Raw genomic sequence first — 19,411 nt, forward strand, 5'->3', positions numbered from 1 at the left:
CAAATAATAAAGATTGTATTAAATTATTATCTTTATCCAAAACAAATCTAAAATGAAAAGAACCTTAACCTTAAGCTTATTGATAGCTTTTTTTACGTTATCCTTAAGTGCTCAAGACGCCTCGACCCTAGTAGGAAATTGGAAAGAAGACATGAAAAATACTAAGAGTAATCAATTGCTTCATGGTGCTCAATTCAATTTTAAAAGTGATGGAACTTTCAGCAGAATTAAATCTGAAAATTCAAGTTTAGGTACTTGGAGTATTAAAGACAAAACTCTCGTGCTGGAATATAAAGAAAGAACTTCTTCTAAATTACCAAAATTAACTAAAAACAATAGTGATAGCGATAGAATCGAAGTCGATATAATAGAACTATCACCTAGTAAGTTAGTCCTAAAGTACGGAGATAAACCGTACACATTAGTAAGAGGAAGTAATACCAGCATTAGCACTGCTGCAAAAGCAAAATCTGAACCACAAAATTAAATCTATAATTTCATATTTAAAATCTTAGTATTTCTAACGGAATACTAAGATTTTTTTTTAGAAATATATTTTTTATTGGAAATTCGCATTTTAAACTAATGTGTATATATTCTAAAGTATAAAACTATACAATTAACCAATATTAAATGAACCTAGAAAGAGAACTACAAAAAAGAAGCGGATCTGTGTGTGAATTATCAGGAGTAACTGAAAATTTGAAAATTTATGAAGTGCCCAAATCTCCAGGTACTGGTTTGGATGCGCATATCCTTATTTCTCAAACATGTATAGAACAAATTGAAGATGCTGATAAAGTAGATCCTAATCATTGGCGTTGTCTTAATGATAGTATGTGGAGTGAAGTTCCTGCAGTACAGGTAATGGCTTGGAGAATGCTAAATAGACTACGCGCAGAAAGTTGGCCACAAGATCTACTTGACATGATGTACCTTGATGACGACACTTTAGCATGGGCAAAAGCAACTGGTGACGGGGATGATGATAATGACACTATTAAACATATAGATGCAAACGGTGCTGTTTTACAAGCCGGTGATAGTGTGGTACTTATTAAAGATTTAAACGTTAAAGGAGCCAATTTTACAGCAAAGCGTGGTACTGCAGTTAGAAATATCTCATTAGTTCATGATAATCCAGAACATATTGAAGGCCGTGTGAGTGGCCAGAACATTGTTATTTTAACCAAATATGTGAAAAAATCGTAAAATACTATTTTAAAAATTCATTAAAAAGCCTGATTACTTAAGTGTAATCAGGCTTTTTTAAATCTATAAATATTATCTAGAACAGACTTCCTTGCTCTCCTTTGTCTTTTTCTGACTCGTCAGAGGTGGCATCGTTTTTTTCTTCTGAAGAAACATTTTCTTCTTCTACAACTTCGATTTCTTCTGCAGGCAGTTCTTCTGGTTCTTCATAAGGCAATGAATCTAATAAATTAACCTGTTTCACTTTGTGTGTTGTTAATTGATTACCTTGCGCCTTTACCCCTTTTATAGCAATAAAATCCTCAAAATTCAATTCTTCGTTAGGTCTTTGATCCTTACCTCTAATTTTTGTAAATACCAATTCGGCTATAGGTTTATAATCTGTTGATACCACTTCCAAAAATGATTTTGGATGTTCTGTAATAAACACTTCTTCTTTTTCTGGATTCTCCATCAAAAATCGCTTGACATAATAGCGTTCCTTCTCCCCATCCCAATAAATTGCAGAAATAGGTTTTTTAGGCTTCCATTTTTCTAGGACAATCATATCAGAACTGAAATGAAGTGTCATTTCTGGTATCAATGTTTTTGCAATACCATTTTGCGTGATTACTAATAAACGATCCTCGCCTCTAAACTCTCCTAAAAGATCACCTCTTCCATCTACATTGAGGCGTTGTACAGAGTCATCAAACCATATCTTACGAGGTTTTAATGTAGAGACTCCTTGTTCTTTTAATTCGATTCTTTTAATATTATACTTTGTAACTATATTCCCTTTAACGCCTCTACCTTTTATAAGTAGATCAGAAAAGTCAAGGTCAAATTTCAGTTTTTTAATACTACCTGCTTGACGTAAGAATATTGAAACAACTTCGGCTTCTCCGTTTGGATTAGCAGAGAAATACGAAATTTTAGAGCCTTTTTTTCCTTGAGCTAAATCATATTCTTTATCTCGAGTGACACTAGTTACTGCAAATCGTTTTACATAAGATGCTCCTCCTTTACCATCTTGATAAATCAGATTATAAATAGTACGCTTATCTTTTTTCTTAAACACAGCTACATGAATAATATCTTTACCAATAAATGTTTTTGCATCTACCTTAGTAATCATTAATTTACCTTCTCTAGTAAAACATATGATATCATCAATATCCGAACAGTCGGTCACATATTCATCTCTTCTTAGAGAAGTTCCTACAAAACCTTCTTCTCGATTTACATACAATTTTGTGTTACGAATAACTACTTTGGTAGCTTCAATATCATCAAAAATTCTAATCTCAGTTTTACGTTCTTTACCTTTTCCATAGGTCGTTTTCAAACGTTTAAAATAATCTATAGCAAACTCCACAAGATGCTCTAAATGATGTTTTACTTGAGCGATATCATCCTCTAAAGCTTCGATTTTTTGTTGTGCTTTATCTATATCAAACTTAGAAATACGCTTAATTCTAATCTCGGTCAAACGAACAATATCCTCTTCTGTGACTGCACGCTTTAAATGTTTGATGTGTGGTTGTAAACCTTTATCAATAGCCTCGATAACTCCTTCCCAAGTATCTACTTCTTCTATATCACGATAGATACGGTTTTCTATAAATATTCTTTCTAAAGATGCAAAATGCCATTGTTCTTGTAATTCATCTAATTGAATCTCTAGTTCCTTTTTTAATAAAGCTAACGTATTATCGGTAGAACGACGTAACATTTCAGAAACACCTATAAAATCAGGCTTGTTATCTTCTATCACACATCCTAATGGCGAAATAGATATCTCACAATTGGTAAATGCATACAGAGCATCTATTGTTTTATCAGGTGAAATTCCCGAAGGTAGATGAATTAATATTTCGACATTTGCAGCCGTATTGTCCTCTATCTTCTTAATTTTTATTTTCCCTTTATCATTTGCTTTAAGAACCGAATCTATCAATGACGTAGTTGTCGTAGAAAACGGAATTTCATTAATTACCAACGTATTTTTGTCAACTTGCGAAATTTTTGCACGTACTCTTACTTTCCCACCGCGATTACCATCATTATAATTTGTAAAATCTGCAATACCAGATGTAGGGAAATCAGGTAAAATAGTAAAGCGTTTTCCTTGTAAATGTTTTATAGAAGCATCTATAAGCTCTATAAAATTATGAGGAAGAATCTTAGTACTTAATCCTACTGCTATCCCTTCTGCACCTTGAGCCAATAGTAGTGGGAATTTTACTGGTAAATTAATAGGTTCTTTCTTTCTTCCATCATAAGACAGTTGCCAATCGGTAACTTTAGGGTTATAAACTACATCTAAAGCAAATTTTGACAACCTAGCTTCGATATATCTTGATGCTGCAGCTCTATCCCCAGTAAGGATATTACCCCAGTTTCCTTGCATATCGATTAACAATTCTTTTTGTCCAACTTGTACCATTGCATCAGCAATACTGGCATCACCATGAGGGTGATATTGCATTGTATGTCCAACAATATTAGCTACTTTATTGTATCTACCATCATCTAAATCTTTCATAGAATGAAGAATACGCCGTTGTACAGGCTTCAAGCCATCTTCGATTGCAGGTACCGCTCTCTCTAAGATTACATAAGATGCATAATCCAGAAACCAGTCTTTATACATTCCTGTGACTTTGGTAATCACTTCTTGCGGTTGGTGATCTTCTTGAGATGATTCGTGATGTAATTCTTCGTTTTCGTTTTCTTCTGACATGTAATATTACTCTAATTTACATTAAAATTTAGGCATAAATCGTTGGTGATCATCACCTTTACTTTTATTTTCAGTTTTCACTTCTTGCACTTCAGAAGTAGTTTCATTTATTTGTTGAATTTCAGGTTTTGCAGTGTCTATTTTAGTTCTTTTATTATCTGAGTATCGAAAAGAATTAAAATTAACACGCAACATTTCTGGTGTTATTCTTTTTGATAAATGAGGGTGAGTAGACAATTTTTCTGAAAGCCAAACCCAAAAACTATCTGTAATTTCTATTTGTTTTGTATATGCTTTCGTATCCATTTTATTATACAAACGTTTTCCTGAAGCTAAAAGTTTAATACCATCTACAGCACCTCTTGGACTAATTGTATATCCAACACTATCACACGTATATTCACAAGCTCTAGAATACGCTTGAGCCAAAAACGGGACTAGTAATGAAGGAAAAACGTACATCTTTTTATATACATGATTTCGTTTTACATGGCACAGTTCATGAGCAATAATAAATTCTACGATATCCTTTCTACCATCCAATATCACTTCGTACAAATCGCTGTAGATAATCAGATAATTAGCTCCAACAAATTTTGTAGCCATAGCATTTAATAACCCTCCAGATTCTACAATATAAATTTCAGGAACTTTTTTTATTGCTAATTTTTGACATTGATCAGTAACAATATCATATAAATCAGAAAATTGATCTTTACTCACTCGTACAGCACTTCCTTTTATATATCCTATAAAAAGGCCAGTACTTATTAGTATAAAAATCCCTACAAGTAAAAGATACGGCAAAAACAAAAGACCGGGAATACATAAAAGTATGGTAAATACAATCATTAGATTGTAATAAAACTTTTCTTTCTTGTGTACTTTAACTGTAATTTTTTCCATTCTTATAACGCTACTTATACCCCTTCTTCTTCTATAGTGTCTAATTCAACCTTAAGGTTGTCTATGATAAACTCTTGTCGTTGTGGAGTATTTTTCCCCATATAAAAAGATAATAATTCCTCGATCGTCTTTTCTTTATCCAACATTACAGGATCAAGACGAATATCATCACCAATAAAATGCACAAATTCATCAGGAGATATCTCTCCTAATCCTTTAAATCGAGTAATTTCTGGTTTCCCTGATAGTTTTTGTATGGCGTCTCTTCTTTCCTGTTCTGAATAGCAATAGATTGTTTGTTTTTTATTTCGAACTCTAAACAACGGAGTTTGTAATATAAATAAATGTCCTTCTTTTATTAACTCAGGGAAAAACTGAAGAAAAAAAGTGATTAATAACAATCTAATATGCATCCCATCGACATCGGCATCTGTTGCGATAACAATATTGTTATACCTTAGATCTTCCATTGATTCTTCAATATTCAATGCTGCTTGTAAAAGATTAAATTCTTCATTTTCATACACAATTTTTTTACTCATATTATAGCTATTCAGTGGTTTCCCACGTAAACTAAATACAGCTTGTGTATTTACATCTCTGGACTTGGTTATTGACCCACTTGCAGAATCTCCCTCTGTTATAAACAAAGTACTTTCTAGATTACGATCTTTTTTACTATCGGTAAGATGAATACGACAATCTCTAAGTTTTTTATTGTGCAAACTGGCTTTCTTTGCACGTTCGCGAGCAAGTTTACGAATACCAGATAAATCTTTACGTTCTCGTTCTGCTTGTAATATTTTGCGTTGTAAACTTTCTGTTGTATTTGGGTTTTTATGTAAGAAGTTATCCAGATATTGTTTTACAAAATCATTAATATAGGTTCTTACAGTAGGCAAATCTCCTCCCATATCTGTAGACCCCAATTTAGTTTTGGTCTGACTTTCAAATACAGGTTCCATAACCTTTATACTAATAGCAGACACAATAGATTTACGAATATCACTAGCTTCATAATTTTTACCGTAATATTCTCTTATAGTCTTTACGATAGCTTCTCGAAATGCTGCTTGATGTGTTCCTCCTTGCGTTGTGTGTTGACCATTTACAAAAGAATGGTATTCTTCACTATATTGTGTTTTACTGTGCGTAATAGCGATTTCAATATCATCACCTTTTAAATGTATGATATCATATAATCTATCTTCAACATTAATATTATCAGAAAGTAAATCTCTTAATCCATGCTCTGAAAAATATTTTTCTCCGTTAAATATGATCGTCAGTCCAGGATTAAGATATACATAGTTCTTAAGCATTTTAGCTACATACTCTGTACGATACTTGAAATGTTTAAAAATAGTATTATCTGGCACAAAAGATACTTTAGTACCTCTTCTACGGGAAGTCTCATCTAACGTTTCTTGATTGGTAAGGTTACCTTTTTCGAACTCTGCAGAAGCAGACTTGCCATCTCGGGTAGATTCTACTCTAAAAAATGTAGACAAAGCATTTACCGCCTTTGTACCTACCCCATTAAGTCCTACTGATTTTTTAAATGCTCTGGAATCATATTTACCTCCAGTATTCATTTTAGAAACTACATCAACAACTTTACCCAAAGGAATTCCACGACCGTAATCTCTCACAATCACTTTATCTCCTTGAATAGATATCTCAATAGTCTTACCAGCTCCCATCACATATTCATCGATCGAATTATCTAATACTTCTTTTACAAGAATATAAATCCCATCGTCGGCAGATGATCCATCGCCTAGCTTACCAATATACATCCCCGGTCGCATACGGATATGCTCTTTCCAATCGAGGGATCGTATATTATCTTCGGTATATTTAGTTTCCTTACTCATAAATTTTAGGGTAGAATGCTTGCTAATATAAGATTTCACTATCTAAATTAAAACAGCCTCTCTACAAAGTAATTAACAAATCCATAACGAATTTTGTTGACTATTTGGTATACAAGGAATTGACCAATCATGTATGCACTAATTCTCAATCACAATTAAAAGGATGATAACACTAAGAAATAAGAAAATAATTATATAAAATTGGGTAAGCTTAAGAACAACAAACGAATTACTCGGGTTACTAAATTTTCTTTATAATTTAAAATTGGTATTATGCAATTTCAGAATTTGAAATTTTGTAATTTCAACTAATCAAATAATTAACACCCAAAGTACAAAAATAGTATGGATCCTGTACATGCATTTGCAGCAAAAGAAGTTGGAGGTAAACTAGAGCCTTTTCAATATGATTTATCTAAAATAGGCCTTGAAGAAGTTGATATTAAGGTACATTATTGTGGCATTTGTCACTCTGACCTTAGTATGCTTAATAATGATTGGGGGATTACACAGTTTCCTTTTGTTCCCGGTCATGAAATTGTTGGTGAAGTTACCGCTATTGGAGCTCAAGTAAAGCATATTTCTGTTGGAGATCTTGTAGGTTTAGGATGGTTTTCTGAATCATGTATGTATTGTGACCAATGCATGAATGGTAGTCATAATCTATGCGCTACAAAAGAAGAAACTATAGTTGGCCGTCATGGTGGATTTGCTGATAAAGTACGTTGTCATTGGTCTTGGGCTACTGCGCTACCAAAAGGAATTGATCTAAGCAAAGCTGGTCCATTATTATGTGGTGGAATCACGGTTTTTAATCCAATTCTAATGGCTAATGTTAAACCTACAGATAAAGTCGGAGTTATTGGCATTGGAGGGCTTGGTCATATGGCTATAAAATTCTTAAAATATTGGGGATGCGAAGTCACAGCATTTAGTTCAAACCCATCTAAAAAAGATGAAATAATTGCTATGGGAGCTCATTCGGTAATTAACTCTCGAGATACCCTTGAAATGGAAAAAATTAAAGAAACTTTAGATTTTATATTAAATACTACTAATGTAACTTTAGATTGGCCTGGTTATCTTAAAACTTTAGCTCCAAAAGGAACTTTACATACTGTAGGAGCTGTTTTAGAACCTATTGGAGTTCCTGCATTTAGTTTAATTGGAGGCGAAAAATCAGTCTCAGGAAGTCCTTTGGGGAGTCCTGCTTTAACAAGAAAAATGCTCGATTTTTGCATAAGACATAACATCTATCCTATTACACAAGAGTTCCCATTAGAAAAGGTAAATGATGCCATAGAACATCTTAAAACTGGTAAAGCTCGTTATAGAGTAGTATTAAAAGTAATTTAAAAAGTATTTATTAACTCTAAAAACATAATCGCAATATGAAGTTTAAGTTCGCAATATTGATATGCTTATTTATAAGTTTTTATAGTGTTGCTCAAAATCAAAAAAAACAAGATCACACAAAAATGATAAAAGGAAAATTAGTTCATACAGTATTTTTCTGGTTGAACAACCCAGACAACGATAAGGAAAGAAAAACATTTGAACAAGGTGTTTCTAGATTGTTGAACGAGTGCGAACACATTACATCAAGTCATTTAGGAACACCCGCTAAGACAACTAAAAGGCCTGTTATTGACACTTCTTACACTTACTGTATTGTGGTAACATTTGAGTCTATTAAAGAACATGACTTATACCAAGAAGACCCTATTCATTTAAAATTTATTGGAGAAAACAAAAACCTATGGAAAAAAGTTCAGATATATGATTCATCTAGTCTTTGACTTTAGATGTAGTACATAAAAAAGGCTTCTGTTTAGAAGCCTTTTTTATGTACTATATTTTTTTGAGATTAATTTTTTAACCACACTTGTTTAAGATCTTCTTGCTCTTTAGAAGGGTTCTCTAATACCACAAGTTTCTTACCTTTAGTATACGATTTAGTAATTTTAGTTTTAATTACTACCTCTTCACCGGCTCTATTCAATTTAACTTCTAGATCATCTCCTTCTTTCCATTGAAAGGTTGCTCCTAAAACCTGATTTACGTTTTTAATAGACAATTTAGTGCCATTAATCTCTATAATATCGTCATTAGCTTTAACTCCGTTATCTGCCCAAAAGCTATTATCCTCAACAGCCTCTGTAAAAAAGATAGATCCAGTAGCTTGATTTCCTGCAAATATTAATTCGCCCGAATTTTGAATATAGTTCGTTTCTATTTTTTCTGCTTTCATTGCCAGACCAACCTTGTTAAAAAACTCATCATAGTTAATAGGTGTATTTCCTTCAACATGAGTTTTCAAAAATTTACCTACAGAAGGATAACTCATTGCTATAATTTCTTCTATTATTTTATCATCTTCAAAAGGTTTGTTTTTTCCGTATTTTGAAGATAATTCTTTCATTAAAGATAAAATCCCTCTATTTCCATCACTAGCCTCGCGCATTAGTATATCAATACACATTCCTATTAACGCTCCTTTCTCATATACATTAGCATAATTTGGAGCATAAGGTTGTTCTAATATATTTTCACTCATTTCAGTAAAACTCATATTATCATCATATGCATTTGCATTTTGAATCTTACCCATCATTTTACTAAAAAAATCTTCTTCTTCAACCAATCCTTGATTTACCTGAAATAATGATGCAAAATACTCTGTCACACCTTCGTACATCCATAAGTGTTTAGAAAAAGTAGGATCATTATAATCAAAATAATGTACATCTTCAGAATGTACACTAAGAGGGGTTACAATATGAAAAAACTCATGAGAAACTACATCAATCATTGCAGAGGCTAAAGCTTCGTCTTCCATTTGTTCTGGTAATACAACCACAGTAGATGTGTGATGTTCTAATGCTCCAAAACCTGTAGGAGAATTTTCTACGCCTTCAGCTAAATATAAATATATATCATATCTTGGAGTGCTATTCACATCTCCTAAATATGCTTTCTGTCCTTTCATCATCTTAAAGACAGTTTCTTTTATTTTTGCCGCAGTATGAACTTTATTAGGAGAATATACACTTAACACTATCTTAATATCACCTACATTAAACTCTTCTACATCAAGCTCTCCGTACATCATTGGGTTATCGGTAATTTCAAAATACCTGCTAGCAAAATACGAATCTGTTGTATTTTGACCATCCTCACTTGTCTCAGAACCTACCTTTTGTAAGGCAGATGTTCTTTGTAACGCTGTAGGAGCCTTAACTTTTAATCCATACTGATTGTTTTTTAAAATATCAAAATAACCAATAAATCCATGTAGGTTCAACACATAGTTTTTTGGATCTATATTTGTTCCAGAAGGAGAAAAAGGAGCACCAATAGTGATATTTTCTATATCATAAGTATCATTTACTTTATATTCTAGTTTATCTAATTGTTTTGCATTCGCAATTAACCATGAATTTTCATCTAATTTTTCGGTTTTAAGCTCATTCCCTTCATAATCATAAGCTTTAAAGTCATCTACATATTTCCCGAAATCACTTACAGAATATGTTCCTTGTACTACCTTAGGCAGAAAGTATTTTACCGAGTCTTGAACAAAACGTCCGGGATTTATACTAACAGGAACCTTATCTTCTACAACTTTTGTTAAATCTATTGTCGTGGCAATAGGAAGGTTTGTTGCAATGTCATTCGAAGGATTCTTCACTCCACATCCTACCATCAATAAACCAATTGAAATTTTGGTTACAATTTTTTTCATTTAATCAAATTAAAGTATTTATTAGTGCTAGACGTAAAAAAGACACTAGCGTTACAATTTTCGACATGCAAAATATACAATTTGTATTGACTTTAGCTTATTTTTAGGACTTTTTAATGAAATCACACAAATTTGGATGTTATAATTAACAAACATACGATACGCCTGTCTAAAGACCCTGAATTATTAGATCCTAACAAATCTACAATCATCTTTTTACATGATTCTCTTGGTTGTATTAAACTTTGGAAGGATTTTCCCGAAAAATTAGGCTTAGAAACAGGATTAAACGTGCTTGCATATGATCGTCAGGGGTATGGTGAGTCATCTCCTTTTACTATTCATGAAAGAAGTACCCATTATTTAAAAAATGAGGCTGAACTATTAGAGAAATTATTGGATCAACTAGGACTAACAGATGTTTTGCTATTTGGACACAGTGATGGAGGTAGTATTGCTATACTTGCTGCTGCATTGTTTCCAAAGAGAATAAAAGGTATTATCACAGAAGGAGCTCATGTATTTGTAGAAAAAGAAACTATTACCGGTATCAAAAAAGCAGTAGAGGCTTATACAAATACCAATCTTAAAGAAAAGCTTATACGATATCACGGAAATAAAACTGATGCCGTTTTTAGAATGTGGACGCAAACATGGTTATCTGATAAGTTTCAATCCTGGAATATAGAGTCATATTTAAGTCAGATACAATGCCCATCGTTAATAATTCAAGGAGAAAAAGATGAATATGGCACTTTAGATCAAGTAACATCTATTACTACAAATACTAAAGGTGAATCTACATCTTTAATACTTCCTAATATTGGGCATACACCACATAAAGAAAACGCTAAATTAGTAATCGCAAAAACCAAAAGTTTTATTCAGGAAGTTTCTTAAATTTTAATATTGAAGGTTTTTAGTAATTATATTTCTTAAGTCATTTTTGTTTAGAGGTTTGTTAATGATATCATTCATTCCAATGGCCAAACACTCTCCTTTTACTTCGCTCAATTCTGAAGCTGTAAGAGCTATTATGGGCGTTTCTTGATCAAACTCCCTAATACGTTTTGTAGCTTCTATACCATTAAGGTAAGGCATATTAAGATCCATAAGGATCAAGTCAAAATCCTCTTTTTTGACCATTTGTAAAGCATTGAACCCGTTTTCTACAATAATACAATCATAACCAATTAAATTTAATAGATTTTTAGTCACTATTTGATTGATCTTATTATCCTCTGCAACTAAAATTCTGCGATAAGATTGGGCAGTATTAGTATTATCTATATCTAATTGATTGTCGTCGTTTTCGTCTATGACTTCTAGTTCTAAATCAAAATAGAACTTCGTACCTCTTCCCTCTTTACTATCTAAATGAATTTGACTGCCCATAATATCCAATAGATTCTTCACAATAGACAACCCCAAACCAGTACCTTCGGATTTGTTAACTTCTCGTCCGACTTGAGAAAATTTCTCAAAAACAAACTCTTTTTTATCATCTGGAATCCCAACTCCACTATCCTCAACTTCGTATCTAATTATAGTGGTATCTTTTTCAATTGATTTTACTTTGACTCTTAACCATATCGTACCATTCTCTGTAAATTTAGAAGAGTTACCTATCAAATTTATTAATATCTCTGATAACTTTAATGAATCTATATTTACCACTTCTGGCAATTCTTTTTGAATATCCAGAACAAGTTTATTGTTTTTATTTTTTGCTTGATATTCGAATGAATGTAAAAGATTTTGTGACAGTAATGCTAAATTTGTCGGTGTTTTTGCCAGTTCTTCTTTATTTGACTCTATCTTACTTATTTTTAATACTTTATTTATTAAATCAAGTAAATAATCTCCTGAAAATTTTAAAGAATTTAGTAATTTTTTATGCTTTGCCAAGATATCATTATCCTCTAACAATAAAGTAGTAATACCTACTACACCATATAAAGGGGTTCTAAGCTCATGGCTCACTGTAGAAATAAATTGAGACTTTACATTAGTAAGTTTTTCGGCTTCAAGTTTTGCCTCAACTAGTTCTTTATTCTTTTGTTGTAGTGTAACATTTAACTTTTGTTTTGATCTATATCCCAGATAAAAGAAAAACACACTTCCTACCAATAAAACGAGACTAATAGATGAAATGATAATAATTAAATTACCTCTTTCTATTTTAGCCAAATATTCTTCTTCTTTTTTAGAATTTTCTATTTCTCTCTTGAATTCATTTAAACTATAATTTACTTTAGCCGTTTCTATTTGTCTTAGCTTTTCTTCATCAAGTAAATGATCTCTATAATACAAGTGTTTTTTTACGGTATAAAAAGCAGAGTCCTTATGCCCCATTTTTTCAAAAGTATCTGATTTAGCTTTATATGTATTTGATAAAATAGAGTAGATTTCTTTTTCTTCGGCTAATTGAATTACCTCATCAAATAACTTATTTGCCTTTTCATAATTATTCTTATGAGCATAATATTTCCCAAATAAATACTTTATATCATTAATGGCTATAATGCTTACTTCACCAGGATGGTTTTCAATAATATTCTGAGCTTGATTTAAATAAGGGAACGCAAGATCATACTTTTTTTGATCAACATACGCCCATCCTATATTTAATATTGGTGCCATTTTTTTACTTTGATCCTTTAGCTTTTCGGCTATTGCAAGTGACTCATTAAAGTACTTAATACTTTTAGCTAAGTCTTCATAACCATCAGAATACACACCTCCCAATACATTAAGACTATACACTATAGCAATAGTGTCTTTTGTCTTTCTAGCATATTTCAGAGCCTCATTTCCATGAAACTCCATGTTTTTAAAATCATGCACAACTTGATAATTACTGGCCATCATATAATGACCTCTATATTTATAATTATCGTTATTTAATTGGTGTGCAAGATCTATTGTTTTAATAGCGTAATCTAGGGATTTTCGTATTTTGAAAGCAGCACGAAACTTTTTAGATTCAGACATAAAGTGTTGCAGGCTATCGTTAACTGTATTAACCGCCTTATCCTGTCCATAGGTATCCCCACCTATTGCTACTAATAATGAATATGTAAGTAATATGATTCTAAAACTTCCCAAACTATGAATTTAAGCTTATTTATTAACCAAAAAACATCATATTTACCCCCAAGTAAATAAGAATATACTACTTTTAAGTATGTAAATTAAGCAAAAAAATATTAAGAATCACTAAAAAAAGTACTGATAGTCTTTGCTTTATAATATTTTCTATGCTATTCTGTTCTCTTAGTCACAATATATATCCCCAAAATAACAACAAGAGTTCCTACAATTTGAATTAATGAAAGATTTTCTCCCAAAAAGAAATATGCCAGAATAATTGTTGAAAACGGCCCTAAACTAGCAATTATAGAAAAATTAGATGCTCCTAGTTTTGCGATTGCTGCAGAGACTAAATACGAAGGGATTATAGTTGAAAAAATTGCCATTGCAATGCATATCAAATATAATTCTAATGGATAACTTAATATGTCTGTTCTATCAAAAATAACGTATTGTAATATTATACACAAAGAAGATACTATCATTGCATATGAAGTAAATACAATTACTCCAAATTTAGGGATCAACCAACCACTTCCAACTATATAAATTGCGTATGTAAGTGCGCTCATAAAAACAAGTATTGCACCCAAATATAAATTACCTGTATTTTCTAATTGAAGTTCTCCCCAAAATGTAATTAAAACACCAATATAAGTAATCAAAATAGCTTGTAATTGCCTATTCGATATCCTTTTGTTTAAAAAAACTTTTGATATAATAATTACTAATGTAGGATACAAGAAAAGTATTATTCTTTCTAGCCCTGCTTTGATATATTGTAAGCCTAAAAAATCAAAATAGCTTGCAAGATAATAACCAATTATACCAAAAAATAAGATCCATAAATAATCTTTTTTTCTAGCTTCTTGACTGTTTTTTCGTTGCTTAATTAATACTACTCCTATATAAAATGGTAACGAGAACAGCATTCTAAATAATAATAGGTGTTCTGAACTTATATCATACTTATATGCCAATTTTACCAAAACTGCTTTAGCAGAAAATAATACTACTCCTATAATAGCAAATATGATCCCGTAGGATGAAAGTTTTGTATGTTTCATTAATCAAAAATAACAGTATCTCTTTTTTGAAAATAAAGGTTTTATTCAATTTCTACGATGTTCAAAAAAAAACCTCTCTAAATATTTAGAGAGGTTTTTTTGATTCAAATATTTTTGTTATACATTAAATAAGAAATGCATGACATCCCCATCATTAACGATATAACCTTTACCTTCAACTCCTAATTTTCCTGCATCTCTAGCTTTAGCTTCGCTTCCATACTTAACAAAATCATCATATTTTATTACCTCTGCTCGGATAAAGCCCTTTTCAAAATCGGTATGAATAACTCCTGCTGCCTGTGGTGCTGTTGCACCAATAGTAACCGTCCATGCTCGAACTTCTTTTACTCCAGCAGTAAAATATGTTTGTTGATTTAAAAGTTTATAGGCTGCTCTAATTAAAACAGAGGCTCCGGGTTCTTCTAACCCCATATCTTGTAAAAACATCTGGCGCTCTTCATAATCATCTAACTCTGTTATATCTGCTTCGGTTCCTACAGCCAAAACAATGACTTCTGCATTTTCAGACGCTACTGTTTCTTTTACTTTCTCTACATAGTCATTTCCGTCAACAGCCGCATCTTCATCTACATTACATACATAAAGTACTGGCTTATCAGTAATAAATTGTAATGGCTTTACATAATTTACACGATCATCTTCAGAAATATCGATTGCTCTAACAGATGTACCAGCCTCTAATCCATCTTTAAGTTTCAATAAAATGGCTTCTTCTTTTTGAGCTTCTTTATTTCCTGTTTTAGCAGCACGTTTGACTTTATCTAACTTTTTTTCTACACTTTCTAAATCTTTTAGTTGTAGTTCTATATCAATAGTTTCTTTATCTCTAATAGGGTCTATCGAGCCATCTACATGTACAATATTATCATTATCAAAACAACGTAGTACATGTATAATTGCATCTGTTTCTCTAATGTTTCCTAAAAATTGATTTCCTAAGCCCTCTCCCTTACTAGCTCCTTTTACTAATCCAGCAATATCTACAATATCAACTGTAGCAGGAATTACGCGCTCTGGATCTACTAACTCTTCTAATTTTTCTAATCTTGGATCAGGCACATTTACCACTCCGATATTGGGTTCTATGGTACAAAAAGGAAAATTAGCACTTTGCGCTTTGGCATTAGACAAGCAGTTAAATAATGTTGATTTGCCAACATTTGGTAATCCTACAATTCCGGCTTTCATAATAATTATAATATAATCGAGAAAATTAAAAAATTCTCTAATTTTTAAGAGTGCAAAGATAATAGTATTAATACGTACCAAACAAATACTGGTTCATAAGATTATAGAATAATTGTATAAACTTAAACCCATACCGTTAGATAACGAAAATTATCAATTTTAGCAGTTTCTGTATTTTTTGTAATTTTAAATCCCAATACGTAAACATTATGAAAACCCTAAAAACTCTCACTACACTATTATGCTTCGGTTTTGCTTGTACTGGATTTGCACAATCTGAAGAAACCGATGCTAAAGATAATTTATCGACAGAAACAGTAACCAAAATCATTAGGATAAAAGGAGCTAATGGCGAAGAAAAAGTGATTAAAAAAGAAGAAGTTATTACTAAAAGAAGTAAGATTAAATTTAATCCCGAAGATGAAGATAAAGTAAACCAAACTGCCACATATTCTGATGCAGAAGTACAGGTTCAGAAATCTAATAGCTCAACAGAGATCGCTAGTTACACCATGATAACCGATGGAAAAGGTTATCGCATGACTTTTCTAAACAAAACAGGAAACCAAGTATCAAAAGTTAGGCCTATTAGTAATAACTATTACATTGTAAATTTAGGAGAAAAAAATAACGGAGTTGGACATTTTGATGCAGACAAAAATTTTATTCTAGAGATGTATGATGCGCAATCAGACGAGATTATGACCACCATCTATAAAGCCAAATAAACTATCTTGTTGTAAACTTCACATCCAAAATACTATAAACTTAAACCAAACATAAATGTTTGGTTTTTTTATGCTCTATAAAAAATAAGTCTCATTTTAAACAAATTAGCCTTGTTTTTGGATATATTTATAGTAACAATCACCACAAAATAAACATACTCACATGAAAAACTTAACACTCATTTTATTTAGTTTATTTACTAGTGTATCCTTTTGTCAACAAATTGTTACTGGTACTGTTACTGATGAATCTGGAGCTCCTCTTCCTTTTGTAAATATTATTGAAAAAGGAACAAGTACAGGAACCACTTCAGACGAACAAGGTAATTATACCATTGCTGTTGATGCCAACGCTACACTTATATTTAGTTTTGTAGGTTTTGAGACACAAGAAATTGTTGTTGGTACCTTAGAAAAAATAGATGTTGTTCTATCTGGAGGAGAAATTCTAAGCACTATTGTTGTTGTTGGCTCCAGAAGTCCTAAACGTACGGCCACTGATACCCCTGTAGCTATAGATATTATCGACATGCAAGAAATTATCACTAAAAGTGGTAAAGTTGAGATTAATGAATTATTACAATATACAGCCCCTTCGTTTAATGCAAATAAACAATCTGGATCAGATGGTGCGGACCATATAGATCCTGCAACACTGCGTGGTCTTGGACCTGATCAAACATTAGTATTAATTAATGGTAAAAGAAGACATTCTTCTTCTCTTATAAATGTATTTGGAACACGAGGTAGAGGAAACTCAGGAACAGACCTTAATGCAATTCCTGCATCAGCAATTAAAAGAATTGAAATACTTAGGGATGGCGCTGCTGCACAATACGGTTCTGATGCCATAGCAGGCGTTATTAACATTGTACTAAAGAACAATGTCAATAAATTAACTGGTAGTATTAGTTACGGAGCATATAATACAAATGCCAAAGGTGATTTTCCCAATGGCACTCCAAATACAGATGGAAATCGTTTGGACACCAATAATGATGGTAATCGATTAGCAGATGATAAAAGTTTTGATGGAGGATCTGTAAAAATCACAGCTAATTATGGCGCTGAAATTGGAGAAGATGGTTTCATTAATTTTACTACAGAATACATAAGTAAAAATAAAACATTGCGTCCAGGTTTTGATTTTAGAAGAGGTTTTGGTGAAGCTGCTATAGATGGATTTAATTTCTTCGCAAATACAGTGATTCCTATATCTAAAAAAACAGAGTTTTACGCGTTTGGAGGAAGAAACTATCGTGACACAGACGCTTTTGCCTTTACTCGTAATGGAGGCGAACGTGTTGTTTCTGAAATTTTTCCTAATGGATTTACTCCTAGAATAACATCAAATATTATTGATAATTCTGTATCTGCCGGGATTAGAACCGAAACTAGTGATAATTGGAAAATAGATATTAATAATACATGGGGTAAAAATAATTTTCATTACTTCATACAAGGAACATTAAATGCATCATTGCTAGCCTCCTCCCCCACAGATTTTGATGCCGGAGGTCATAGTTTAAGTCAAAATACGTTAAGTTTAGATTTTTCTAAGTATTATCCAAATACTTTAAAAGGATTAAATATTGCTTTCGGAGCGGAATATAGAACCGAAAACTTTATAATTTTTGCAGGTGAAGAAGGTTCGTATGCTACATACGATATAAATGGTCGTCCAATTATCGACCCAGCAACACAAGTACAGCCAATATTTACAGATCCAGATTCTGGAGCTACAACACCCAGACCAGGAGGTTCACAAGGGTTCCCAGGTTATAGCCCTGCTAATGAGGTAGATCGTTCTAGGTCAAATATTTCTATCTACACAGATGCAGAATTTGATATTACAGATAGTTTTCTTTTAGGAGCGGCAGCAAGATTTGAGGACTATAGTGATTTTGGTAGTACTATTAACGGTAAACTGTCATTTAGAATTAAAGCAACAGATGATATTAATATACGTGGATCTGTTAGTACAGGGTTTAGAGCTCCTTCTTTAGCACAGATTTATTACAATTTAAGGTTTACAGATTTTCAAGGTGGTACTGCTTCAGAAACATTATTATCAGCAAATAATAGCCCAGTTACTGCTTCTTTTGGAATTGAAGCATTACAAGAAGAAACCGCCATTAATGCTGCTATTGGTACTACAGCTTCTTTTGGTAAGTTTACTGCAACCATTGATGGATACTTTATCAATGTAAAAGATAGAATCGTATTAACAGGTACTTTTGCGGCGCCTCAAATACCAAATGTGAATGAGGCTCAATTCTTTGCTAACGGAGTAGATACAGAGACTGTGGGTCTTGATATCATATTATCTTGGAAAGAAAGTTACAATTTCGGAAATCTCTCTGCTACACTAGCAGGGAACGTAAACAATATGTACATAAAAAGTGTAAATACAGATTTAGATGAAAGCATATTTTTTGGAGAAAGAGAAAAAGCCTTTTTATTAGCTTCTGCACCAGAAAGCAAATTCTCATTTAATGCCAATTACAGTAAAGATAAATTTAATGCGGGTATTGGATTAACCCGTTTTAGTGAGATTGTTCTTATTGATTTTGCAGATACCGAAGATATCTATGGCGCAAAAATTACTGCAGACCTAAATCTTGGTTATAAACTTTCTGACGCTTTTAAATTAACTATAGGTGGAAACAATATCACTAATGAATATCCTGACCAACAAAATGATGGAGAAACTGAAGCCGGAGGATATTGGGATGCAGTACAAATGGGATTTGGAGGAGCATATTATTATGCCAGGTTAGATTTTAATTTTTAAAAAAATGTATTAAGAAACTTATTAAAAGCATTATATCCACCAGATATGATGC

The 19,411-nt window shown here is 32.1% G+C and carries 14 protein-coding genes; 7 read left to right on the plus strand and 7 right to left on the minus strand.

What is annotated here, in order from left to right; all coding sequences use genetic code 11:
* Positions 1-52: 52 nt before the first annotated feature.
* Positions 53-487 carry a lipocalin family protein gene (locus D1816_RS05705; protein ID WP_118501513.1) on the plus strand — a complete coding sequence of 145 codons (435 nt, stop codon included), beginning with the start codon at positions 53-55 and terminating at the stop codon, positions 485-487.
* A gap of 146 nt (positions 488-633) precedes the next feature.
* Positions 634-1,212 (plus strand): alkylphosphonate utilization protein, encoded by a 579-nt coding sequence (locus D1816_RS05710; protein WP_118501515.1) that lies wholly within the window; start codon positions 634-636, stop codon positions 1,210-1,212.
* Positions 1,213-1,288: 76 nt separating this feature from the next.
* Here D1816_RS05710 and D1816_RS05715 read toward each other — a convergent pair whose 3' ends face one another.
* Genes D1816_RS05715 through D1816_RS05725 form a run of 3 tightly spaced genes read right to left on the minus strand, consistent with a single transcriptional unit; the run spans position 1,289 to position 6,720 of the window.
* On the minus strand, positions 1,289-3,937 hold the full coding sequence (locus tag D1816_RS05715; RefSeq protein ID WP_066309317.1) for a DNA gyrase/topoisomerase IV subunit A: 2,649 nt from the start codon (positions 3,935-3,937) through the stop codon (positions 1,289-1,291).
* A 21-nt stretch (positions 3,938-3,958) separates the two neighbouring features.
* Positions 3,959-4,843, minus strand: coding sequence for a M48 family metallopeptidase (locus D1816_RS05720; RefSeq protein WP_118501517.1), 885 nt, complete (start codon positions 4,841-4,843; stop codon positions 3,959-3,961).
* A 14-nt stretch (positions 4,844-4,857) separates the two neighbouring features.
* Positions 4,858-6,720: a DNA topoisomerase IV subunit B gene (locus D1816_RS05725; RefSeq protein WP_066309302.1), complete on the minus strand. Its 1,863-nt coding sequence runs from the start codon at positions 6,718-6,720 to the stop codon at positions 4,858-4,860.
* A 345-nt stretch (positions 6,721-7,065) separates the two neighbouring features.
* Between D1816_RS05725 and D1816_RS05730 the strand changes: the two genes are divergently transcribed.
* Together D1816_RS05730 and D1816_RS05735 are read left to right on the plus strand one after the other, a co-directional pair.
* Positions 7,066-8,076, plus strand: a complete 1,011-nt coding sequence (locus D1816_RS05730; protein WP_118501519.1) for an NAD(P)-dependent alcohol dehydrogenase — start codon at positions 7,066-7,068, stop codon at positions 8,074-8,076.
* A 35-nt stretch (positions 8,077-8,111) separates the two neighbouring features.
* The gene (locus D1816_RS05735) at positions 8,112-8,519 is read left to right on the plus strand and encodes a Dabb family protein (protein ID WP_199729945.1); all 408 of its coding nucleotides are present in this window, start codon (positions 8,112-8,114) and stop codon (positions 8,517-8,519) included.
* A 68-nt stretch (positions 8,520-8,587) separates the two neighbouring features.
* Here D1816_RS05735 and D1816_RS05740 read toward each other — a convergent pair whose 3' ends face one another.
* A complete protein-coding gene (locus D1816_RS05740; protein WP_118501521.1) occupies positions 8,588-10,465 on the minus strand; it encodes a peptidase M61 in 1,878 nt (625 codons plus the stop codon).
* A 132-nt stretch (positions 10,466-10,597) separates the two neighbouring features.
* Between D1816_RS05740 and D1816_RS05745 the strand changes: the two genes are divergently transcribed.
* Positions 10,598-11,365 carry an alpha/beta fold hydrolase gene (locus D1816_RS05745; RefSeq protein WP_233565250.1) on the plus strand — a complete coding sequence of 256 codons (768 nt, stop codon included), beginning with the start codon at positions 10,598-10,600 and terminating at the stop codon, positions 11,363-11,365.
* Positions 11,366-11,368: 3 nt separating this feature from the next.
* Here D1816_RS05745 and D1816_RS05750 read toward each other — a convergent pair whose 3' ends face one another.
* From D1816_RS05750 to ychF, 3 genes are all read right to left on the minus strand, one after another.
* Positions 11,369-13,573, minus strand: a complete 2,205-nt coding sequence (locus D1816_RS05750; RefSeq protein ID WP_118501523.1) for a response regulator — start codon at positions 13,571-13,573, stop codon at positions 11,369-11,371.
* 155 nt (positions 13,574-13,728) lie between these two features.
* Positions 13,729-14,625 carry a DMT family transporter gene (locus D1816_RS05755; protein ID WP_066309286.1) on the minus strand — a complete coding sequence of 299 codons (897 nt, stop codon included), beginning with the start codon at positions 14,623-14,625 and terminating at the stop codon, positions 13,729-13,731.
* Positions 14,626-14,742: 117 nt separating this feature from the next.
* A complete protein-coding gene (gene ychF, locus D1816_RS05760; protein ID WP_066310937.1) occupies positions 14,743-15,837 on the minus strand; it encodes a redox-regulated ATPase YchF in 1,095 nt (364 codons plus the stop codon).
* 209 nt (positions 15,838-16,046) lie between these two features.
* On the opposite strand from ychF, the gene D1816_RS05765 reads away from it, so the two are divergent.
* Together D1816_RS05765 and D1816_RS05770 are read left to right on the plus strand one after the other, a co-directional pair.
* Positions 16,047-16,565: a hypothetical protein gene (locus D1816_RS05765; protein WP_066309279.1), complete on the plus strand. Its 519-nt coding sequence runs from the start codon at positions 16,047-16,049 to the stop codon at positions 16,563-16,565.
* 163 nt (positions 16,566-16,728) lie between these two features.
* The gene (locus tag D1816_RS05770) at positions 16,729-19,359 is read left to right on the plus strand and encodes a TonB-dependent receptor (RefSeq protein WP_066309277.1); all 2,631 of its coding nucleotides are present in this window, start codon (positions 16,729-16,731) and stop codon (positions 19,357-19,359) included.
* The last annotated feature ends 52 nt before the right edge of the window (positions 19,360-19,411 follow it).

This window comes from Aquimarina sp. AD10, from assembly GCF_003443715.1.
Taxonomy (GTDB): domain Bacteria; phylum Bacteroidota; class Bacteroidia; order Flavobacteriales; family Flavobacteriaceae; genus Aquimarina; species Aquimarina aggregata.